This window comes from Coriobacteriaceae bacterium (assembly GCA_025992705.1).
GTDB lineage: Bacteria > Actinomycetota > Coriobacteriia > Coriobacteriales > QAMH01 > QAMH01.
Window position 1 is genome coordinate 1,037,159 of the sequence record DAJPGJ010000001.1, and the last position, 19,853, is coordinate 1,057,011.

The 19,853-nt window shown below is 59.6% G+C and carries 18 protein-coding genes; 17 read left to right on the forward strand and 1 reads right to left on the reverse strand.

What is annotated here, in order from left to right; translation table 11 throughout:
- Positions 1-258 precede the first annotated feature (258 nt).
- Entirely contained in the window at positions 259-1,446 is a 1,188-nt protein-coding gene (locus tag OIM11_04705; GenBank protein ID HJJ00430.1) for an IS1249 family transposase, read from the reverse strand.
- 143 nt (positions 1,447-1,589) lie between these two features.
- Here OIM11_04705 and OIM11_04710 point away from each other — a divergent pair, with 143 nt between their 5' ends.
- From OIM11_04710 to OIM11_04790, 17 genes are all read left to right on the forward strand, one after another.
- Positions 1,590-3,230 carry a hypothetical protein gene (locus OIM11_04710; GenBank protein ID HJJ00431.1) on the forward strand — a complete coding sequence of 547 codons (1,641 nt, stop codon included), beginning with the start codon at positions 1,590-1,592 and terminating at the stop codon, positions 3,228-3,230.
- Between the two features lie 24 nt (positions 3,231-3,254).
- Complete coding sequence (locus OIM11_04715) at positions 3,255-4,682, forward strand: MBOAT family protein (GenBank protein ID HJJ00432.1); 1,428 nt, start codon at positions 3,255-3,257, stop codon at positions 4,680-4,682.
- A gap of 8 nt (positions 4,683-4,690) precedes the next feature.
- A complete protein-coding gene (locus OIM11_04720) occupies positions 4,691-6,124 on the forward strand; it encodes a hypothetical protein (protein ID HJJ00433.1) in 1,434 nt (477 codons plus the stop codon).
- Complete coding sequence (locus OIM11_04725) at positions 6,114-6,755, forward strand: ubiquitin-like domain-containing protein (protein ID HJJ00434.1); 642 nt, start codon at positions 6,114-6,116, stop codon at positions 6,753-6,755. Before OIM11_04720 ends, OIM11_04725 begins: the two co-directional genes overlap by 11 nt.
- Positions 6,756-6,779: 24 nt before the next feature.
- Positions 6,780-7,736, forward strand: coding sequence for a DNA polymerase III subunit delta (gene holA / locus OIM11_04730; GenBank protein ID HJJ00435.1), 957 nt, complete (start codon positions 6,780-6,782; stop codon positions 7,734-7,736).
- Between the two features lie 107 nt (positions 7,737-7,843).
- A complete protein-coding gene (gene rpsT / locus OIM11_04735) occupies positions 7,844-8,110 on the forward strand; it encodes a 30S ribosomal protein S20 (GenBank protein ID HJJ00436.1) in 267 nt (88 codons plus the stop codon).
- Between the two features lie 82 nt (positions 8,111-8,192).
- Positions 8,193-10,004: a translation elongation factor 4 gene (lepA, locus tag OIM11_04740; GenBank protein HJJ00437.1), complete on the forward strand. Its 1,812-nt coding sequence runs from the start codon at positions 8,193-8,195 to the stop codon at positions 10,002-10,004.
- 7 nt (positions 10,005-10,011) lie between these two features.
- Entirely contained in the window at positions 10,012-11,031 is a 1,020-nt protein-coding gene (locus OIM11_04745; GenBank protein ID HJJ00438.1) for a tRNA-dihydrouridine synthase, read from the forward strand.
- Entirely contained in the window at positions 11,028-12,341 is a 1,314-nt protein-coding gene (gene hemW / locus OIM11_04750; protein ID HJJ00439.1) for a radical SAM family heme chaperone HemW, read from the forward strand. The genes OIM11_04745 and hemW overlap by 4 nt, the downstream gene beginning before the upstream one ends.
- A 104-nt stretch (positions 12,342-12,445) precedes the next feature.
- A complete protein-coding gene (gene dnaJ / locus OIM11_04755; GenBank protein ID HJJ00440.1) occupies positions 12,446-13,552 on the forward strand; it encodes a molecular chaperone DnaJ in 1,107 nt (368 codons plus the stop codon).
- A gap of 18 nt (positions 13,553-13,570) precedes the next feature.
- Entirely contained in the window at positions 13,571-14,488 is a 918-nt protein-coding gene (metA, locus tag OIM11_04760) for a homoserine O-succinyltransferase (GenBank protein HJJ00441.1), read from the forward strand.
- Between the two features lie 142 nt (positions 14,489-14,630).
- Positions 14,631-15,170 (forward strand): rubrerythrin family protein, encoded by a 540-nt coding sequence (locus tag OIM11_04765; protein HJJ00442.1) that lies wholly within the window; start codon positions 14,631-14,633, stop codon positions 15,168-15,170.
- A gap of 69 nt (positions 15,171-15,239) precedes the next feature.
- Positions 15,240-16,058, forward strand: a complete 819-nt coding sequence (locus tag OIM11_04770; protein ID HJJ00443.1) for an RNA methyltransferase — start codon at positions 15,240-15,242, stop codon at positions 16,056-16,058.
- Between the two features lie 9 nt (positions 16,059-16,067).
- Positions 16,068-16,808 carry an SDR family oxidoreductase gene (locus tag OIM11_04775; protein ID HJJ00444.1) on the forward strand — a complete coding sequence of 247 codons (741 nt, stop codon included), beginning with the start codon at positions 16,068-16,070 and terminating at the stop codon, positions 16,806-16,808.
- Between the two features lie 18 nt (positions 16,809-16,826).
- Entirely contained in the window at positions 16,827-17,588 is a 762-nt protein-coding gene (locus tag OIM11_04780; protein HJJ00445.1) for an exodeoxyribonuclease III, read from the forward strand.
- Between the two features lie 68 nt (positions 17,589-17,656).
- Positions 17,657-18,937 carry a replication-associated recombination protein A gene (locus OIM11_04785; protein HJJ00446.1) on the forward strand — a complete coding sequence of 427 codons (1,281 nt, stop codon included), beginning with the start codon at positions 17,657-17,659 and terminating at the stop codon, positions 18,935-18,937.
- Between the two features lie 232 nt (positions 18,938-19,169).
- Positions 19,170-19,823: a DUF948 domain-containing protein gene (locus OIM11_04790; GenBank protein HJJ00447.1), complete on the forward strand. Its 654-nt coding sequence runs from the start codon at positions 19,170-19,172 to the stop codon at positions 19,821-19,823.
- Positions 19,824-19,853 lie beyond the last annotated feature (30 nt).

Sequence of the window (19,853 nt, forward strand, 5' to 3'; positions counted from 1 at the left end):
TTAGCCGTTTGCCTGATTGAAAACGTCTGCGGCGCCCCCTCGTATTCATGGCGCGTATCCTGTGCAGTGCGGTTCTGGCAAACGGGGAGACGGTATGGAAACCATGACATTTGATCGCTATCGTAAGACTCTTTTGGGTGCATCTGGGGCTATGTTTCAAAAAGTGTGTCCGGCGGGACATCACTGACGGTACCTCGTCGGCATGTGAAACTCGTTCCAGTCGAGGGCTATGTTTCAAAAAGTGTGTCCGGCGGGACATCACTGACGGTACCTCGTCGGCATGTGAAACTCGTTCCAGTCGATGGCCTTCCCATACCTCTCCGGGCTTCCATCCGAATGCCGGCCCTCGCCCGAGACGGTTGCGAAAAGCCCGTCGACGTCTTCGTCCCTCGGCATGCGGCGCAGGATCTCCGCCGGGCTCTCGGGCTCTTCGGTGTGCATGTAGCACCACCACATGACGGCCTTCACGCGGTGCAGCAGCGGCAATCCCCGATGCAGCCTGAGCATCTCCCTCAGTTGCGCGTTCAGGCTCTCGATCGGGTTGTTGGTGGAATCCCAGCGCCCGCCGCGCTCCCTTTGCATCTCGATGAATGTGAAAAGCGTCCCTTCCTTCACCAGGCGGTTGAGGCTTCCCCTGGCCCGCCGCAGCCTCTCGTGCGTGTAGACCCTCCTGCCGTCTTTCACCGTGAACTCCTTCAGGAACTCGCTCCAATCGGAGCACCACTGCGCGTAGTCGACGAGCCACTCCCTCATCGCGTCCTCGTCTTTGGCCCTCGTCAGGCGGTTCGCGATGCCCAGGAGCTCGCGGCCGCACTCGAGCTTGGGACTCTTGGTCGTGTAGCGCTTGACCTGGCGCGCGGCATGCACGACGCAGCGCTGTATCCTGGTGCCGGGCCATACGGTGCGCGCCGCCTTCGCGAGCCCGGTGGATCCGTCCGACACCACCAGCATCGGAGCGGGTATCCTCATCATCAGCGCCGCCCAGGAGCTCGAGCACTCCCTTTGCGCCAGGTGCCATGCGATCACGTGCTCCTTGGAGCGCGCGACGAGCACGACGGCGTCGTGGGAAAACCAGATGCCGTCGAGAAAGACCGTGTCGAAGACCTCGCCGGTGAAAGGGGCGATGGGCCAAAGCTCCCAGAACCCGGCGCACTTTCGCCAGAAGGTCGACCTGCTGTATCCGAGATCGGCGATCGACCTCTTGGAGAGGATCCAGGCAAGGAAGGCCCGGAGCAGCTTGGCGGCGTTGTCAATCCTTCTCGTCTTGGAGGCACCGCACGACTTGCACCGCCAGCGCTTGGTCCCTGCCTTCGTGTATCCGTTCCCCTTCATCTCGCTTCCGCAAACGTCGCATCTCGGGCTACTCAAGGCGTCATCCTGTCCACTAGGCAACTTTTCCCTTCGGAAAGCTTGCCTGAACAGGCACGTCAAGAGGAAAGCGGACACACTTTTTGAAACACCTTCGAGTTGGGCGATTCCAACTCAAGGACCTGATTTGCTTGTGTTCAACTGGGGTAACGGGTCTTATTCGGACACACTTTTTGAAACATAGCCCTGCATCTGTCATCTTTCTGATAGGCATGCTGTTCATGTTGTTCGCTTCGGGCATCATGGCGGCGACGCCCGCCTACGCGGCAGAAGACGCCGGGACTACCGACACGACGGTTCCCGATGGCGCCGTGACGACCGATCCCGACGACGGCCAGGACGCGACCGGGCCTGACGATGCGGCGCCGGGGGACGCCGACGATCCCGGCGAGCCGACCGACCCCGACGCGCCGGCGACGCCGGACGAGGGCGACGATGGCGACCAGACGGACAAGCCCGCCGGTGACACGCCAGATGACCAGGATAAACCTGACCAGGATACCCCCGAGACTCCCGGTGAGACTCCTGAGGAGCCCGAGGTGAGCTACGAGGACTCCCACGCCAACATGTACCGCCTCTACAACCCCAACTCCGGCGAGCACTTCTACACCATGAGCCTCTACGAGGCCACGAGCGTGGCCGAGGCCGGTTGGCAGTGGGAGGGAATCGGCTGGGTCGCCCCGCTCGAGGGCACGCCGGTCTACCGCCTCTACAACGCATACGCCGGCGACCACCACTACACCACCTCCGACGTCGAGCGCGCCCACCTCATCAGCGTGGGCTGGAACGACGAGGGCATCGGCTGGTACTCCGACGGCGAGGACCACGTCGCGGTGCTGCGCCAGTACAACCCCAACGCCATCGCCGGCGCCCACAACTTCACGACCTCGGCGGTCGAGAACGACCACCTGGTCGGCGTCGGCTGGAACCACGAGGGCCTGGCCTGGTACGCGACCGACGGCCCCAGCCTCTCGATTGAGGGCCGGTGGCTCGTCACGAGCGCCTGGGGAAGCCTCGAGCGCTACTGGATCGGCGCTGACGGCAACATCGTCAAGGGTCGCCTCATCGACCCCGACGAGGGAACCGGCTACCACGCCTACGCCACCGACGACGGCGCCATCGTGCGCGGTGCGTGGGATGACGGCGCCGGTCATGTCTACGTTGCCGATCAAGAAGGCCGACTCGCCTCGACTGATTCGGGCGAGACTGGCTGGCTTGTCACCGATCGCTATGATGGCCAGCTTGAGCGTTACTATTACCTTGCCGACCTCCATGCCATGCGCTCGGGCCTCTTCGAGCTCGATGGAAACCAATACTTCGGCAAGAGTGGAAGCGGCAGCATTGCGCGTAATACGGTATTCACCGTTGATGGCACCACGTATTCCGCAGATAACGATGGCGTGCTTACCGTGACGCTTTCCGAACATGACATCACCCTTGCCCGTGCTGCTCAGGAGCTTTCCGCATGCACGAATGCGTCCATGAGTGCCGACGAAAAGCTCCGGGCCGCGTTCAACCACATACGTGATGATTTTGGCGAATACAATCCGCGCATCCCGCATATGAAGGAGCTCGGATGGGAGACCATCTACGCCAACGATATGTTTGTGGGACGTGGAGGAAACTGCTTCAGCTATGGGGCCGCCCTGGCATTCATGGCCAAGGCCATTGGCTTTGCAAACGTCTACGCCTGCAATAGCGGAGGACATGGCTGGGCCGAGGTAGACGGTCGCGTCTACGACCCCGAATGGGAGAGAAGCAATCGCGGAAATTCATATTACGGAGTGGACTATGCCACGAGCAGCAGTCCCAACTACAAGGTTGTCCTTGGCGGGGCGGACTGGATGCGTGTCGCGATTTAATCGTCGGCGGGGGCTACTCCAAGCATGGTATTCAGCTCGCTAGAATTTATCTGCGTTTTCCTCGTTGCAGTTTTTCTGCTCTATAGCGTGCTGCCCTCCCTTAAGCTGCGCAACGCCCTTCTCATCATCGCGAGTTTGGGCTTCTACGCCTATGGCGAGCCGGTCTATGTCCTGCTCATGATATTCAGCTCGCTCGTGAACTACCTATGTGCGCTTTGGGTGGCGCGATACGCCGGGCAGAACAATCGGTTCGCAGTCATTGTTGCCATCGTCATTAACCTTGGGATACTCGTCCTGTTCAAGTATTCGGGCATGCTCGTGTCGACGGCCAACAACGTTTTCGGACTCGGGCTTCCAGTACCGGATATCGCCTTGCCCATCGGCATATCGTTCTTCACGTTTCAGGCGCTTTCGTACGTTATCGACGTGTATCGTGGTGTTGTAGACGTGCAGCGCAACTACTTCTATGTCCTCCTGTACATATCGTTCTTCCCACAGCTTATCGCCGGTCCCATCGTCAAGTACCGTGACATCCAGGAGATGATCACCGAACGCCATCAGACGATCGAGAACATAGCGAACGGGTTCAGGCGGTTTGTCTGCGGCCTTGCCAAGAAGGTCATCATCGCAAATACGATGGGGCAAGTTGCCGATATCATGTTTTCCACTCCTGCTAACGAGCTCTCGTTTTTGGCGGCCTGGATTGGTGCCATTGCCTATCTCTTCCAGATTTACTACGACTTTAGCGGGTATTCGGATATGGCCCTTGGACTGGGCCTTATGTTTGGGTTCAAGTTCAAGGAGAACTTCAACTATCCATACTCTGCCAAGAACGTGCAGGATTTCTGGCGTCGATGGCATATCTCCCTCTCGACCTGGTTCAAGGAGTACCTCTATATCCCACTTGGCGGTAATCGAAAGGGGAAGGCAAGGACGGCCGCTAACCGCTTGATCGTCTTCGCGCTGTGCGGTCTTTGGCATGGCGCGAGCTGGACCTTTCTTATCTGGGGCCTCTGGCATGGTTTCTTTCTCCTTATCGAGGAGTACGCTCCCTGGATAAAGAAACTGCCCGTGGTTCTCGGTCGTATCTATACCCTGCTCGTCGTGTGCATCGGCTTTGTCCTGTTCCGTGCCGATACGCTCGGCTACGCTCTTCAGTTCCTCGGGAGGATGTTCTTCGGTTTCGATTTCTCCGACCCGGCTATGAGCCTCGTTGTTTCGCAACTCACGCCGTGGTTCATCTTCGTACTCGTGCTGGCCGTCATTGGGTGTGGCCCCATCCAACCGATCGCCGCCAAGATTCGTCATGAGCTGTACGAGGTCTCCGAAATCGGACCTCGGTGGAAGCTTGTTACGTATCTGCTTTACGCGGCCGCCCTCCTCGGCCTCATCTGGTGCATACTCATTCTCTCGTCGAGCGGATATAACCCGTTCATTTACTTCAGGTTCTAGGGGATGCCATGAAGAAGTCGCCGATGTTCGTGTTCATCGCTCTTTGCCTGTGCGTTTGCATGGTCCTTTCCGTTGGCATGCTGTTTAGGCCCACCACCGAGCCCATCGGCAACGAGAAACGCGCCATGCTTCCTTCGCTTTTCACCGAAGACGGCGCATTCAATACCGATTACATGACCGAGCTTGGGGAATACTTCGAGAAGAGCTTCGCATTCCGACCGGAAATCATCACCGCTGACGCTTGGGTCAAATCCAAGCTCTTTGGGGTATCCAATGTCGACTCGGTTATCGTCGGCACGGATGACTGGCTCTACTATTCCTCGACGCTCGATGACCACTTGGGGAGAAACACCCTTACGGACTGGCAGATTGCCGGCGTTGTTCATAATCTCGAGATGATCCAGAGTCGGGTCGAGCAGTCCGATGCGGACTTTCTCTTCACCGTGGCACCGAACAAGAATACGCTCTATCCGGAGCACATGCCCTATCAGTACGCTATCAAGGCGAGCGAGAACTTCAATCGCGACGCCCTCGGAGAGGCCCTTACGCGCAGCGAGGTCAACTACTGCGACCTGTTCGCCACGTTTCAGGACCGCGAGGAGGTGCTCTACTTTGCCCGCGACTCGCACTGGAACAGCAAAGGTGCGTTGCTTGCCTATGATGAGATTCTGGACAAGCTCGAAAAGCCTCATGACGACTATACGGCAGCCACCGTTGAGCGTAGAAAGGACTTCGTCGGCGATCTGGACAAGATGATTTTTCCTGCGGCGCCGCATCCGGAATACAACTACTACTACGGGGCCGAGGAACGCTACGAGTACGTTACGGCGACCACGTCGGTCGAGGACTCCCTCATTCGCACCAAGAATCCCGATGCCACGGGCTCGCTCTATATGTATCGTGACTCCTTTGGGAATTTGCTGCTTCCCTTCTTCGCCTCGGCTTACGGAACCGCGACGTTTACGAAGTCGTTTCCCATGATGCTCGACTACGACCTTCGCTCAAACCGACCAGATACGGTGGTTTTCGAGATCGCGGAGCGAAACATCGATTGGTTCATAAGCACGCCGCCCATCATGGAGGCCCCCGTTCTCGATGCATCGGGCCTGAATGTTCAGGATGGGGGACAAATTGACGTTGACGTCGCGCCCTGCGAGTACTCGCCGCTCTACCTCGTTTTGAGTGGCGTGCTTGATGCCGGCGAACTCGACTCGTCATCGGTCATATGCGTTTTCGTCGTCGGTGACGATGGCGAGGGTACCTTGTACGAATGCTATAATTACCTGACTTCTGAAGGCGATGATGGATTTCTCGCGTATCTCGATGCGAGTCGCTATGCAGGTCAATCGCAGCTTACGGTCTCCGTCGTCGTGCAGGAGGACGGAGGATATCGAACTCTCGGTACGGACGTTTCGACCATAAGGGAAAGCAATGAAGATTAAGAAATCACTCGCAGGCCTGATCACCGTTCTCGTTGCCGCCATGTTTACCATGGCGCTCGCGGGGTGTGGAGCCCAGGATGTCAACGTCACCATAGACGACAATGGCACGACCACCGAGGTCTCGGTCGCTTCGGGTAAAACCGTGGGCGATGCCCTGGCTGCTGCCGACATAAAAGTGGGCGATAAGGATGTCGTCGACCCGGCTCTCGACACCAAGATCGACGGGCAGACGAACAAAATCTCCATCAAGCGCTGCGTCACCGTCAAGGTGGACGATGATGGCCAGGTGAAGGATGTCGAACTTGTGGGAGGGACCGTCGCCGATGCGCTCACGCATGCCGAGATTGTCCTCTCTGATGGCGATAGCGTCGACGTCGATGTGAACGCTCCGCTCCAGGACGGCATGACCATTGTCGTTACGAGGGCGCAGGCGACTTCCCCGCAGTCCGGAGATGCCGGATACAGCGGCTCTTCCTATGATGGGGGCGCTTCGGATGACGTTGCTGCGGATGAGCCGCCAGCCGAGCGCAGCCTCGTGAGCAAGACGCCGGTTCCCAACTGCAATGACGAGAACCACGGATACTACGAGATCCTGTATTCCGATGGGTCGATGGAATACGAGGAATACTAGCGAGAGCTCTAGGTTTTCACTCTCATGGCAGACAACGATTTTCTCCCCGTATACCTCATTGTCGGCGCTGACGAGCTCAAGCGTGAGTTCGTCTTCGGTCGCCTTAACGAACGCATGGCAAAGCTCGGCGACCTCGACTTCAACAAGGACGTCTTCGATGGCGGCGCCCTCACGCCTGATGAGATCACGGGAGCCTGCAACACCTTGCCGTTCATGAGCGAGAAGCGCCTTGTGGTCATTCAGGGTGCCGAGCGTCTCAAGAAGGCGGCGTCAGAGGCCATCGTCTCGTATCTCGAGAATCCCAATGACACGACCGTCCTCGCGCTCATTGCCGAGAAGCTCGCCAAGAACACGCGCCTGTACAAGGCGATTGCCAAGGTCGACAAGAAGGCCGTTATCGATTGCGCGCCGCGTAGCGCCCGCGAGCTTCCCCAGCAGGTACAGCAGTTCGCGCAGAGCAAAGGCGTGACGATCACGCGCCAAGCGGCCGAGGAGCTCATCTCGCTCGTAGGCGAGTCAACCGTCCATCTGGATGGTGAGCTCACGAAGATGGCCATCGCCCTTGGACGTGGAGCACTCATCGATTTACCCGAGGTCCAAGCTCATGTTGCACGCGTGGCCGAGCCCAAACCCTGGCACCTAAGCGACGCGCTTTCGGCACGTGACGCGAAGAAGTGCGCGGTGCTCCTTACGCGTATGAACGCACAGTCGCCATTCGGCTTGCTCACCATGTGCGTCAACAGGATTCGTGACTTGCTTATCGCAAAGGACTTGCAGGGGCAGGGCACGGGCGCTCTTGCATCTGCGCTTGGCAAACCCGATTGGCAGGTCAAGAACTACGCTCGTTGGGCTGACGGCTTTTCGCAGGCCGAGCTCGAGAAGGCGCTCATCAGCGCCGCAGCGTGCGATCAGGCCATGAAGACGGGGGCGGATAAAGATGCCGTCTTCGAGCGTTGGGTTTTGGACGTTTGCGTGGCCTGAGTTTCGGAATCGATGCGTGACATGACGCGCAACTGTGATATTATCTCGTAGTTTCGTCGCACCCCACTGCGAGAGACAATGGGTTTTATCGAAAGGAAAAGCCGGAAATGGCGAACATCAAAAGTCAGAAGAAGCGTATCAAGACCAACGAGAAGGCCCGTCTGCGCAATCGCGCTGCCAAGGCCGAGATGAAGACTGCCGTGCGCCGCGTGCGCGAGGCTGTCGAGGCCGGCGACAAGGCTCTCGCGACCGAGGCTGCCAAGAAGGCCTGCCGCCTGTTTGACAAGGCCGTCAGCAAGGGCATCATCCACAAGAACCAGGCCGCCAATCGCAAGAGCGGTGTTATGGCCCTGGCTAACAGCCTCGACAAGTAGCTTTCGGGCTTTTTGGGCTTCTTGAGGAGGCCGCCCTCGCAATGGGCGGTCTCCTTTTTCACGTTGACGTTCCTGCGTTAGAATGGGCTTCATGGACCGCTCGCACATCAGAAACTTCTCGATCATCGCGCATATCGACCACGGCAAGTCGACCATTGCCGACCGCATCCTCGAGATGACGAACACGGTCGCGTCACGTGACATGGTCGAGCAGGTGCTCGACTCGATGGATATCGAGCGCGAGCGTGGCATCACCATCAAGTCGCAGGCCGTTTGCGTGTTCTACGAGGCCGATAACGGCGAGACCTACCAGTTCAATCTCATCGACACGCCGGGTCATGTCGATTTCACGTATGAAGTGTCGCGTTCGTTGGCCGCATGCGAGGGCGCCGTGCTCGTCGTCGATTCAACCCAGGGCGTCGAGGCGCAGACGGTCGCCAACGCATTGCTCGCGATGAACGCCGATCTCGAGATTATCCCCGTCATCAACAAGGTCGATCTGCCCGCCGCCGATCCCGAGCGCGTGCGCGCCGAGATCGAGGAGGGTCTCGCGATTCCCGCCGACGATGCGATACTGACCTCGGGCAAGTCGGGTATCGGCGTGCATGACCTGCTCGAGGCCATCGTGGAGCGCATTCCCGCGCCGCAAGGCGATGCGGACGCCCCGCTCAAGGCACTCATCTTCGACTCCTATTTCGATGCCTACCGTGGCGTCGTCGCGCTCATCCGCGTCGTCGACGGTTCCATCAAGGCGCGTCAGAAGATTCGCTTCATGGCGACGAAGAACGAGTGCGAAGTCGAGGAAGTCGGCGTGCGTCGTCCGGCGGAGACTCCCGTCGACGAGCTCAAGGTTGGCGAGGTTGGCTATCTTGTCACGGGTCTCAAGGATCCGAGAATGGTCAAGGTCGGCGATACGCTCACGCTTGCCAAAAACGGTGCCGACGAGCCCTTACCCGGATACCGTGACGTCAAGCCGATGGTCTACACCGGTCTCTTTCCCATCGATGCCGACCAGTATCCCGCGCTGCGCGACGCGCTCGACAAGCTCACGCTCAACGACCCGGCTCTCGTCTACGAACCCGAGACCAGCCAGGCGCTCGGCTTCGGCTTTCGCGTCGGCTTTCTGGGCCTGCTGCATATGGAGGTCGTCAAGGAGCGCCTCGAGCGTGAGTTCGGCCTTGACCTCATCGCAACGGCACCTTCGGTCGAATACCATGCCTACCTTACCGATGGTGAGGAGGTGACCGTGCACTCTCCACAGGATATGCCCGATCCGTCATCGATCGAGCGCATCGAGGAACCGTACGTCAAGGCCGACATCATCATTCCGCCCGACTACATTGGCGCGGTCATGGAGCTTTCGACCGAGCGTCGTGGTAAGTTCATCGACATGCAGTATCTCTCGACGACCACCGTCGAGCTCAAGTTCGAGATGCCACTCTCCGAGCTCATCATGGACTACTTCGATTCGCTCAAGAGCCGTACCAAGGGCTATGCCTCGCTCGATTACGACGTATGCGGCTATCAGGCGAGCAACCTCGTCAAGCTCGAGATCTTGCTCGCGGGCAATCCGGTTGACGCGCTCTCGGCCATCGTGCACAAGGATGCCGCCTATACGCGTGGCAAGGCCCTGTGCGAAAAGCTCAAGGAGATCATTCCGCAGCAGCTCTTCGAAGTGCCCATACAGGCTGCCGTGGGCAGTCGCATCCTGGCGCGCCAGACGGTGCGTGCGCGTCGCAAGGACGTGCTTGCCAAGTGCTATGGCGGCGACATCACGCGCAAACGCAAGCTGCTCGAGAAGCAGAAGGCGGGCAAGAAGCGCATGAAGAACATCGGCAATGTCGAGGTGCCCCAGGAGGCCTTCATGGTCATCCTCTCCGTTGACGACGAGTAAGCTCCTCGTGACGCAAATCGAGACATACCTTGCGACGCCCTTGTGGCTTGCGCCCATGGCCGGCGGGACCGATCGGGCCTTTCGTACCCTTTGCATACGCTATGGAGCGGGCCTGACGTTCTCCGAGATGGTGAGCGCCAAGGGCCTCGAGTACAACGGCGTCAAGACTTTCGCCCTGACCGACCCGGCCGAGGAAGAGACCGTGCTCGCCGTGCAGCTGTTCGGTTCGGAGCCCGATTGCATGGCGCGTCAGGCCGCGCGCGTTGCCGAGCGTCTGGGCGATAGGCTCGCGCTCATCGACGTGAACATGGGATGCCCCGTGCGCAAGGTCGTGCGACGCGGGGAGGGCTCGGCTCTCATGCAGACCCCCGAGCTGGCGGCCGATATCATACGCAGCATCGTCGATGCCGTTGACGTGCCCGTCACCGCCAAGTTCAGAAGCGGCTGGACGAACGAGGAGAAGAACGCCGTTGACTTCGCCAAGCGTCTCGAACAGGCGGGCGCCTCGCTTGTGAGCGTGCATGGGCGCAGCGCGCGCCAGATGTATCGCGGCAATGCGGATTGGGATGTGATTGCGCAGGTCAAGGAGGCGGTCGATATTCCCGTTGCGGGTAGCGGGGACGTGTTTTCCCATGACGATGCATGCCGCATGCGCGAGCGATGCGGTGTCGATGCGGTGCACGTCGCCCGTGGTGCACGCGGTAATCCGTGGATATTCACGGGCCATGAACCTTCGCATGCCGAGCGCGTCGCTGCCATGCGTGAGCATTTCGAGCTCTACCTCCATTACGCCGATCCGCTCAAGGTGCGTGACGAGCGTCCCTCGACGAGCGACGAGGCCATACCCGCGCCTCTCGATGCGCCTGCTCCGTACCTGAGCCCGCTGCGTGCACAGCTTGCCTGGTACGTGCATGGTCTGCCGTCTGCCGCTGCGTTGCGCCGTGCTCTGAGCGAGGCGCGAAGCATTGCGGATTTCGAGCGGATCTTCGACGAGGCGGGCAAGCTCGCGGAAGACGATTCGCGATGATTGAGGCTCTCTACCTGCATATTCCCTTCTGTGTCTCACGTTGCGCGTACTGCGACTTTGCGACGAGTGCTTGCGCGGATGAGCAGCGCATGGATGCGTATGTGGAGGCGTTGTGCCTGCAGCTGCGCCGTGCGGCGAAGGCGGGGTTGCTCGGCCAGGTCAAGACGATCTATATCGGCGGTGGTACACCCACGCATCTTGGCAGCAGACGTCTCAATACGCTCGTATACACGCTTTCGCTTTCGGTCAATCTCGAGAACGTCGTCGAGTTCACCTGCGAGGCCAATCCCGAATCCATCGACGAGCGCATGGTGGCAGATCTCTTCTCGCTCGGCGTCAACCGTTTTAGCATTGGAGCGCAGAGCTTTGACGATGCGGTTCTCGCAGGCTACGGTCGCATCCACGATGCCGTCGCGATCGATGCGGCTCTCGCCGCCGTCCGCACCCGCACCAACAACATCTCCCTTGATCTCATCTGCGGAGGCCCGGGCCAAAGTATGGAATCATGGACGCAGGACCTGCGCCATGCAATCGATGTCGATGTGCCGCATGTCAGCATCTACCCCCTTACCCTCGAAGACGGCACCGCGCTGACAAATCGTGTCGAGATAGGGGAGTACGAGGTCGCTGACGAGGACCTGCAGACCGACATGATGCTCGCGGCCGAGCACATGCTCACGGCCGCGGGGTTCGAGCGCTACGAAGTCGCTTCCTACGCCAAGCCGGGCTTCGCTTCCCACCACAACACGGCGTATTGGACGGGTGCTGAGTACCTCGGCCTCGGGGCCGGGGCGTCGAGCATGCTGTCGGCCGAAAGTGCTCAGGCAGCTTTCGATGCGGATATCTTTGATATAGGCAAGGAGACGGATGGGCGGCAGCGCAGTCGCTCGGACAGTGCTCGCTCGGTGCGACAGTCCACTGGACTGTCGCATTCGCTGCGCAACTCGCTTTGTGCATCTGCCACCCATCCTCAGTTTCCTCGTAACTCAACTGACATTGCTCGCGTTCGCATCGCGGCGTCTCCCGACGACGTTGCTTTCTCGCAATCGTTCGGCCGGCCCCATGTCGAGCTTGAGTTATTGGGCGGATATGAATCTGCCGTCGAAGACCTCATGCTCGGTATGCGCAGGAGCATCGGCATCACGCATGAGCAGGTGCTGGCCGTCGAGGGGGCACCTGCCGTCTTCGAACGTCTCGAAGCTCTCGGGCTCGTGCGCGAGCAGGGCGCTCGCCTCGTTCCCACGCAGCGCGGCTGGCTGCTTGGAAACGAGGTCTACGGTGCGATTTGGTCGCTGGCGGGCGACAGGTAAACGCTCACGTGTAGCTTGGTGACGAAACGCTTACGGTTCACGCCGTCTCCTGTCTGGTATCCCAAAATACTCGCAGTCCATTTGAGTGCGGGGAGTTATTGCGCATGGCGTATGAGTACTACGAGATTCTCGGCGTTTCGCGCGAGGTCAGCGTAACGGAGATAAAGAAGGCGTTCCGACGCAAGGCCCGTGAGCTGCATCCGGATGTCAATAAGGCGCCCGATGCCGAAGAGCGCTTCAAGGAGCTCAACGAGGCATACGACGTTCTTTCAGACCCCAAGAAGAAGTCGCTTTACGATCGCTATGGCACACCCGAGGCAGCACAAGGCTTCGGTGGCTATCAGGCCGTCGACATGAGCGACATATTCGGTGGCATGGGCGATATCTTCAGCTCGTTCTTCGGCGGCATGGGCGGACGTGGCGCCCAGCAGATCAGGCGCGATGGCCGCGACATGGGCATTGGCCTGCGCCTCACCCTTGAGGAAGTCGCTCGCGGTGCCAAGAAGGACATCGTCTATGACCGTCTCGCGACGTGCGAGGAGTGCGGCGGCAGCGGAGCTGCCGAGGATGGCCATGAGGTCGAGTGTCCCACGTGCCACGGCTCAGGCCATGTCGTGAGCGTGCAGCATACCTTCCTCGGCGATATGCAGACGGCTGTCACCTGTCCGGATTGCGGTGGCACGGGTCGTACCATCGACAAGCCCTGCCCCGAATGCCAGGGCCAGGGACGTGTTCCCGACCGCGAACACCTCACGATCGAAATTCCCCTCGGTATACACGATGGCCAGCAGATTCGCGTCCAGGATCGCGGTGAGGCTGGTATGCAGGGTGCACCGGCTGGCGATCTGATCGCAACGGTTCGCATTGATCCGCACGAATACTTCGAGCGCGATGGCGACAATCTCCACACGCGTGCAAACATCACCGTCGTCCAGGCCATGGTCGGCGCAGATATCACCGTCTGCGGCATTCTCGAAGACGAGGAAGTCCCCGTGCACATTCCGGAGGGCTGCCAGCCAGGGCAGACCCTGCGTATCAAGGGCTATGGCCTCCCGATGTTCCGTCGCAACAACAAGCGCGGTGACCTGCTCGTGCACGTGACGGTCGTCGTTCCGCGCAAGCTTTCGCGCAAGGCGAAGAAGACCGCCGAGGAACTCGGCGAGGAGATTGGCGATGAGGTCTCCAAGGAACGTGCCCCTCTCATTCAATAACACCTGAAGAAGCATCTCATGCCTATCAAGATTCCCAATGCCCTTCCCGCAACCGAGGTTTTGGAAGGCGAGAACATCTTCGTCATGACCGAGACCCGCGCCATGACACAGGACATACGTTCGCTCCATGTCCTCTTGCTCAACCTCATGCCCGATAAGGTAAAGACCGAAACGCAAATCGCGCGCGTGCTCTCCAACTCGCCTCTGCAAGTGGAGCTCGAGCTCATGCATACGAAGAGCCATGCGGCAGCCAATACGTCACCAGACCATATGCTCGCCTTCTACAAGACCTTCGACGAGATACGCGAGCGCAAGTTCGATGGCATGATCATCACGGGTGCCCCCGTCGAGGACCTCGATTTCGAGGATGTCGACTACTGGGATGAGCTTTGCGAGATTATGGAATGGAGCAAGGAACACGTCACGAGCACGTTCCACATCTGCTGGGGTGCGCAAGCTGCGCTCTATTACCATTATGGCATTCCCAAGTACCAGCTCGAGCAGCGTGTGCATGGCGTTTTCGAGCATACGGTCGATCGCAAGTCATCGATGCTCCTGCGTGGTGCTGATGACACGTTCTGGGCGCCGCATTCCCGCAATACCGAAAACCGTCTCGAAGACATCGAGGCAGTGCCCGAGTTGCGCGTCATCGCGACTTCGCGCGAGGTTGGTCCCTATGCGCTCATGACCGACAACGGCGCGCAGGTTTTCATCATGGGACATCCCGAATACGATGGTCGCACGCTGGGGGAGGAATACCGACGTGATCTTGACGCCGGCAAGAATCCGGCCCTGCCTGCGCACTATTATCCGCACGATGATGTGACCAAGTTGCCCATCAAGCGCTGGCGCGCGCACGCCAATCTGCTCTACAGCAATTGGCTCAACTATTACGTCTACCAGACCACGCCCTACGACTTCATCACGCTGGGTTAGAGGTGCATGGTATCGGCCATGTCCTGTTTGAACAGAATATGGTATTCCGTAAGAAATAAAACAATCACTCCACCTTTCAGACGGGAAATGCGTATACTTAGCAGCACATTGCACGGCCAATCCAAAAGGAAAGAGGATTACCATGGATTTGAAGGGCAGCCAGACTGAAATCAACCTCCAGACTGCTTTTGCGGGTGAGTCCCAGGCTCACACCAAGTACGAGTACTACGCCAGCCAGGCGAAGAAGGACGGCTACGAGCAGATCGCCGCTCTGTTCCTCGAGACCTCTCACAACGAGAAGGAGCATGCCAAGATTTGGTTCAAGTATCTCCATGGTGGCGAGATGCCCGAGACGCTTGCCAATCTCGAGGATGCCGCCGCAGGTGAGAACTACGAGTGGACCGACATGTACGCTGGCTTCGCCAAGACCGCTCGCGAGGAGGGCTTCGAGGAGATCGCCCTGCGTTTCGAGATGGTTGGTGCCATCGAGAAGACGCACGAGGAGCGCTATCGCAAGCTCATCGAGAACATCGAGGACGGCCTGGTCTTCAGCCGCGACGGCGACGCCATCTGGATCTGCCGTAACTGCGGCCATATCGTCATCGGCAAGAACGCTCCCGAGATTTGCCCGGTGTGCTCGCACCCCAAGGCTTTCTTCGAGCTTCGCGCCGAGAACTACTAGTAGCTTTTCAACAGGCAAAGACGACGGGCCATCGGGGTTTCCCGGTGGCCCGTCTTCATTGGTGATGCTATGAAACTTGTCGAAATCACATCTTTGGACCAGGGTGAGCTGGACGTGTACGCACGTCTTACCGAGGCCCAGCTGCGTAACAGACTCGAGCCGGAAAAGGGCATCTTTATTGCCGAGTCGCCCAAGGTCATAGTGCGTGCGCTCGATGCTGGCATGCAACCGCTCTCGCTGCTCATGGATCGTTCGCATCTCGATGGCTGCGCCGATCTCATCGCGGCTTGTGGCGATGTTCCCGTTTACACGGGTCCTACAGACATGCTCAAGAGCCTTACGGGCTTCGAGCTGACGCGCGGCGTGCTATGCGCCATGCGGCGTCCCCAGCTGCCCGAGGTCGAAGAATTGCTTGCCGGTGCGCGTCGCATTGCCGTACTCGAGGGGATCGTCGATCATACGAACGTCGGCGCCATCTTTCGCTCTGCTGCCGCACTCGAGGTCGATGCGGTCCTCGTGACGCCGACTTGCTGCGACCCGCTCTATCGTCGAGCAGTGCGCGTGTCGATGGGCACGGTCTTTCAGATTCCGTGGACGCGCATCGGAGATGCGGCAGGTGATTGGCCGCAGGCGGGCATGGAGCGCTTGCATGGACTCGGGTTCAAGACGGCTGCTTTCGCATTGAGCGATGAGTCAGTGCCTCTCGACGATGCGGCGCTTAACGCCGAGGAGAAGCTCGCGATGATATTCGGGACCGAAGGTGATGGACTGGCTCCCGCGACGATTGCGCGTTGCGATTACACGGTGCGCATCCCGATGGCGCATGGCGTCGACTCGCTCAACGTCGCCGCCGCAAGCGCTGTCGCGTTCTGGCAGCTCTGCAGATAGGGAAGTGTGATGGGTACGTTTTCCGGCAAGACCGTTATCGTGCGCGGATGTGACGCGCAGGCAAGCATGGCGCATGCCATCGCCGTTGGCTTTGCGGCGCAAGGCGCCAATATCGTGGCCGTCGGACCGCATGCGAGCGTGAATGACTTTGCCCGGTCGCTTACCGATGAGACGGGTGCCGAGGTCATGGCATTGCGCGTTGCGCATGAGGACACGCCAGCTGTGCGCAAGGCCACGCAGGATATCGTGAATCGTTTCGGTCGTATCGACGTGCTCGTGAACTGCTCGCTCGTCGCGCGTGCCGAGCTCTTGAGTGCAACACGCGACGAAGATCTCGAGCGTGCCTTCTCGAACTGTACTATCGAGGCCTTTGCCTGGATGCGTGAGTGCCGTCCGCACTTGGCTGCCGTGCACGGATCGATTATTAACCTTGGCTCGCGGATGGCGATGCAGGGTCAGCCCGGCCTTGGCATGCTGGCGGCCGCGGTCGAGGCGCTTGCCGGTCTCAGCCGTGTTGCTGCACGGGAATGGCTCGAAGATGGCATTACCGTCAACGTCGTTTGCGCACGGGCGGCGACTGCGCAGTTCGAGCGTTGGGCACGTGAGTTCCCCGATGCGCAGGATGAGGCGCTTTCGTCTCTGGGATGCGATGCGCTCTCCACGTCATATGATAGTCTCGTGGATACGTGTCTCTTTCTCGCGGATGAGGCGGGACATCATGTCACGGGCCAGGTGCTCGAGGCATCGTAGATTTGAGGGGTTGATTGCATGAAGTTCGTATCGTGGAACGTCAATGGTCTGCGTGCTGTTGCCAAGAAGGGCTTCGACGATATCTTCCGCGCATTCGACGCGGACATCTTCGCCATACAGGAAACCAAGCTCCAGGAGGGACAATCTCCGCTCGATTACGATGACTACTACGAGTATTGGAGCTATGCGGAAAAGAAGGGCTATTCGGGCACGGCCGTCTTCTCGAAGGTCGAGCCCCTTGCCGTCTCCTACGGTATCGGCGACAGCCGCTTCGACTGCGAGGGACGTAGCATCACGCTCGAATTCGAGAGCTTCTACTTCGTCTGCGTCTACACGCCCAACGCGCAGCACGAGCTCGCACGCATCGACTACCGTTGCGATTTCGAGGACTGTTTTCGCGAGTACTTGGCTGGGCTTGCGGCGAAGAAGGGTATCGTGGTCTGCGGTGACATGAATGTGGCGCACGAGCCCATCGACTTGGCGCGTCCCAAGGAGAACATCGGCAACGCCGGCTTTTCCGACGAGGAGCGCGGCAAGTTCGATGAGCTCTTGGCAAACGGCTTCGTCGATACCTTCCGGCTGCTTCATCCCGATACTACGGACGCTTACTCTTGGTGGAGCTATCGCATGAAGGCCCGCGAGCGCAATGTCGGGTGGCGCATCGACTACTTCCTCGTGAGCGATTCGCTCAAGGACCGCGTCGTCGAGGCAGATATCGAATCCGATATCTTCGGCAGCGACCACTGCCCCGTCTCCCTCGTGCTCGATATTGACGAGTAGGCATCAGCATACGCCCGCGGTCCCGCGGCATTATCTGTCTGCGGTATCATGTGTCCATGGATAGCTCGATGGACACGCTCTTCAGCGAAGTAGATGGGCAGACGCGCTTTGCGGCGGCTCCGCTTGCCGTGCGCATGCGTCCGCGCACGCTCAACGAGATCGTCGGCCAGGAAGATGCGGTTGGCAAGGACACCTGGCTCAGACGCGCGATTGCCAACGACACGCTTTCCTCGGTCATTCTCTTCGGTCCTGCGGGCACGGGCAAGACATCCATCGCGCATGTCATCGCCAATTCCACGAACGCCGCCTTTGTCGAGGTTTCGGCCGTTTCGGGTACGGTGGCAGACCTGCGGCGCGAGATCAAGGCGGCAGAGGAGCGGCTTCTTGCCTTCAAGCGTCGCACCATCCTCTTCATTGACGAGATTCACCGCTTCTCGCGCTCGCAACAGGATGCCCTGCTGCACGCCGTCGAAGATCGCATCGTAATCCTGGTTGGCGCGACGACGGAGAATCCCTTCTTCGAGGTCAACTCGGCGCTCATCTCTCGCTCGCGCATCGTCGAGCTCAAGCCCATCGGCAATCACGGCATCAAGATGCTCGTCAAGCGTGCGCTCGAGGACGAGCGTGGCCTTGCCGACGAGTACGAGATTACCGATGATGCGCTCAACGCCATCGTCATCACTGCAGGTGGCGATGCCCGTACGGCGCTCACGACGCTCGAGATCGCGGCCGCCGTCACGGAGCCGGGGGAGAAGATCGATGTCGAGCAGGTTCGTGAGGCATCGCCGCGCCGCCAGCTTCCCTACGACAAGGATGGCGACACGCACTACGACGTCATCTCGGCCTTCATCAAGTCGATGCGGGGCAGCGACCCTGATGCGACCGTCTACTGGCTTGCGCGCATGATCGAGGGCGGAGAGGATCCGCGCTTCATCGCGCGCCGCATCTTCATTCTGGCAAGTGAGGATGTGGGCCTTGCCGACCCGCGTGCGATTACGATCGCCGCGGCGGCATTCAAGTCGGCCGAGAGCATCGGGTACCCCGAATGCCGCATCAACCTGGCCGAAGCGGCCATCTACATGGCGCTTGCCCCCAAATCCAACGCGGCCTACCTCGCCATCGACGCCGCACTCAAGGAGGTGCGCGAAGGCCCGTTACGTAGCGTTCCGCCCCACCTGCGCGACCGTCATCGTCCCGGCTCCGAGAATTACGGCACCTATCTGTATCCCCATGACTACCCGAATGCCCAGGTCGAGCAGCAGTACCTACCCGATGGCCTCGAACGCGGATGCTTCTACAAACCGACCAGCATCGGCTGGGAAAAGCTCCGCTTCCCGAACGAGGGATAGGTTAGTTGCGCGCAGGCGGGCTGTCGAACGGAGGTACAAGGGAGCGCGCCGTAAAGACCGCGAAGCGGGCTGTCGGGAAGCGACCGTCGAAGTGAGACAGCACGCCTGCGCGCAAACCAAGCGGATTCTTTATGCGCAAAAGAGGACATCGCGTTTCGCAAGCGGGGCAAACTGCGCTATCATCTAGGTCTGTATATGCACACGTGAACCCGATACGATTTTGGGGGCTTTCATGGGAGACTTTCTTTCACAGGCATGGCCGTTCGCGGCAGCCGTACTCGTTATTCTGGGCATCGTTGCCCTCGTCTTTCTCATCATCATCCTCTATCGCGCGAGCGTGACGATGAAGTCGGTCCAGAACATCGCCGCTGACGCCGAGAAAGAGGTTGCGCCTGCACTTACCAAGGTCAACCCCATGGTGGACAAGGCCGAGCTCATGCTCGATACGGTCAATCTCGAGATGCTGCGCGTTGACGCCATACTCGAGGACGTCGAGCAGATCACCGATGTCGCTGGCAAGGCCGCCACTACGGTCGATGCCGTGACCTCCGCACCTGCCGAGGCCGTGACCTCGATTGTCGATCGCATTCGCGGTTCGCTTGGCACCAAGCGCAGCAACAAGGTGAAGCAGGAGCGTCTGGTCTATCCCATCGGTGGCGCGCGCGAGACGGACGAGCAACCCGCGCAGGACGCCCAGTCGCAGACGAGCCCTGCCGATGACGAGGCGATGAAGGCCGCCGCCCAGCAGGCCGCAGATACTGCAGCCGAAGGCGTGGTAGTCGAGGAAGTCGACATCGTCATCGAGGCAAACGGTCAGGCTGTCCCGCATGCGCCTGCTCAGGAGGAGCATGACGAGGCTGCGGCCACCTCGACCAAAACCGCGTAACACGTATCTCATATCCCTATAGAAGCACGA

Excerpts from the sequence above, each read along its gene's own strand:
- OIM11_04710 (HJJ00431.1), top strand. The coding sequence starts at position 1,590 with ATGTTGTTCGCTTCGGGCATCATGGCGGCGACGCCCGCCTACGCGGCA.
- rpsT (HJJ00436.1), top strand. The coding sequence starts at position 7,844 with ATGGCGAACATCAAAAGTCAGAAGAAGCGTATCAAGACCAACGAGAAG.
- holA (HJJ00435.1), top strand. The coding sequence starts at position 6,780 with ATGGCAGACAACGATTTTCTCCCCGTATACCTCATTGTCGGCGCTGAC.
- OIM11_04725 (HJJ00434.1), top strand. The coding sequence starts at position 6,114 with ATGAAGATTAAGAAATCACTCGCAGGCCTGATCACCGTTCTCGTTGCC.
- OIM11_04780 (HJJ00445.1), top strand. The coding sequence starts at position 16,827 with ATGAAGTTCGTATCGTGGAACGTCAATGGTCTGCGTGCTGTTGCCAAG.
- OIM11_04790 (HJJ00447.1), top strand. The coding sequence starts at position 19,170 with ATGGGAGACTTTCTTTCACAGGCATGGCCGTTCGCGGCAGCCGTACTC.
- OIM11_04775 (HJJ00444.1), top strand. The coding sequence starts at position 16,068 with ATGGGTACGTTTTCCGGCAAGACCGTTATCGTGCGCGGATGTGACGCG.
- hemW (HJJ00439.1), top strand. The coding sequence starts at position 11,028 with ATGATTGAGGCTCTCTACCTGCATATTCCCTTCTGTGTCTCACGTTGC.
- OIM11_04715 (HJJ00432.1), top strand. The coding sequence starts at position 3,255 with ATGGTATTCAGCTCGCTAGAATTTATCTGCGTTTTCCTCGTTGCAGTT.
- dnaJ (HJJ00440.1), top strand. The coding sequence starts at position 12,446 with ATGGCGTATGAGTACTACGAGATTCTCGGCGTTTCGCGCGAGGTCAGC.
- OIM11_04720 (HJJ00433.1), top strand. The coding sequence starts at position 4,691 with ATGAAGAAGTCGCCGATGTTCGTGTTCATCGCTCTTTGCCTGTGCGTT.
- metA (HJJ00441.1), top strand. The coding sequence starts at position 13,571 with ATGCCTATCAAGATTCCCAATGCCCTTCCCGCAACCGAGGTTTTGGAA.
- OIM11_04770 (HJJ00443.1), top strand. The coding sequence starts at position 15,240 with ATGAAACTTGTCGAAATCACATCTTTGGACCAGGGTGAGCTGGACGTG.
- OIM11_04765 (HJJ00442.1), top strand. The coding sequence starts at position 14,631 with ATGGATTTGAAGGGCAGCCAGACTGAAATCAACCTCCAGACTGCTTTT.
- lepA (HJJ00437.1), top strand. The coding sequence starts at position 8,193 with ATGGGCTTCATGGACCGCTCGCACATCAGAAACTTCTCGATCATCGCG.
- OIM11_04785 (HJJ00446.1), top strand. The coding sequence starts at position 17,657 with ATGGACACGCTCTTCAGCGAAGTAGATGGGCAGACGCGCTTTGCGGCG.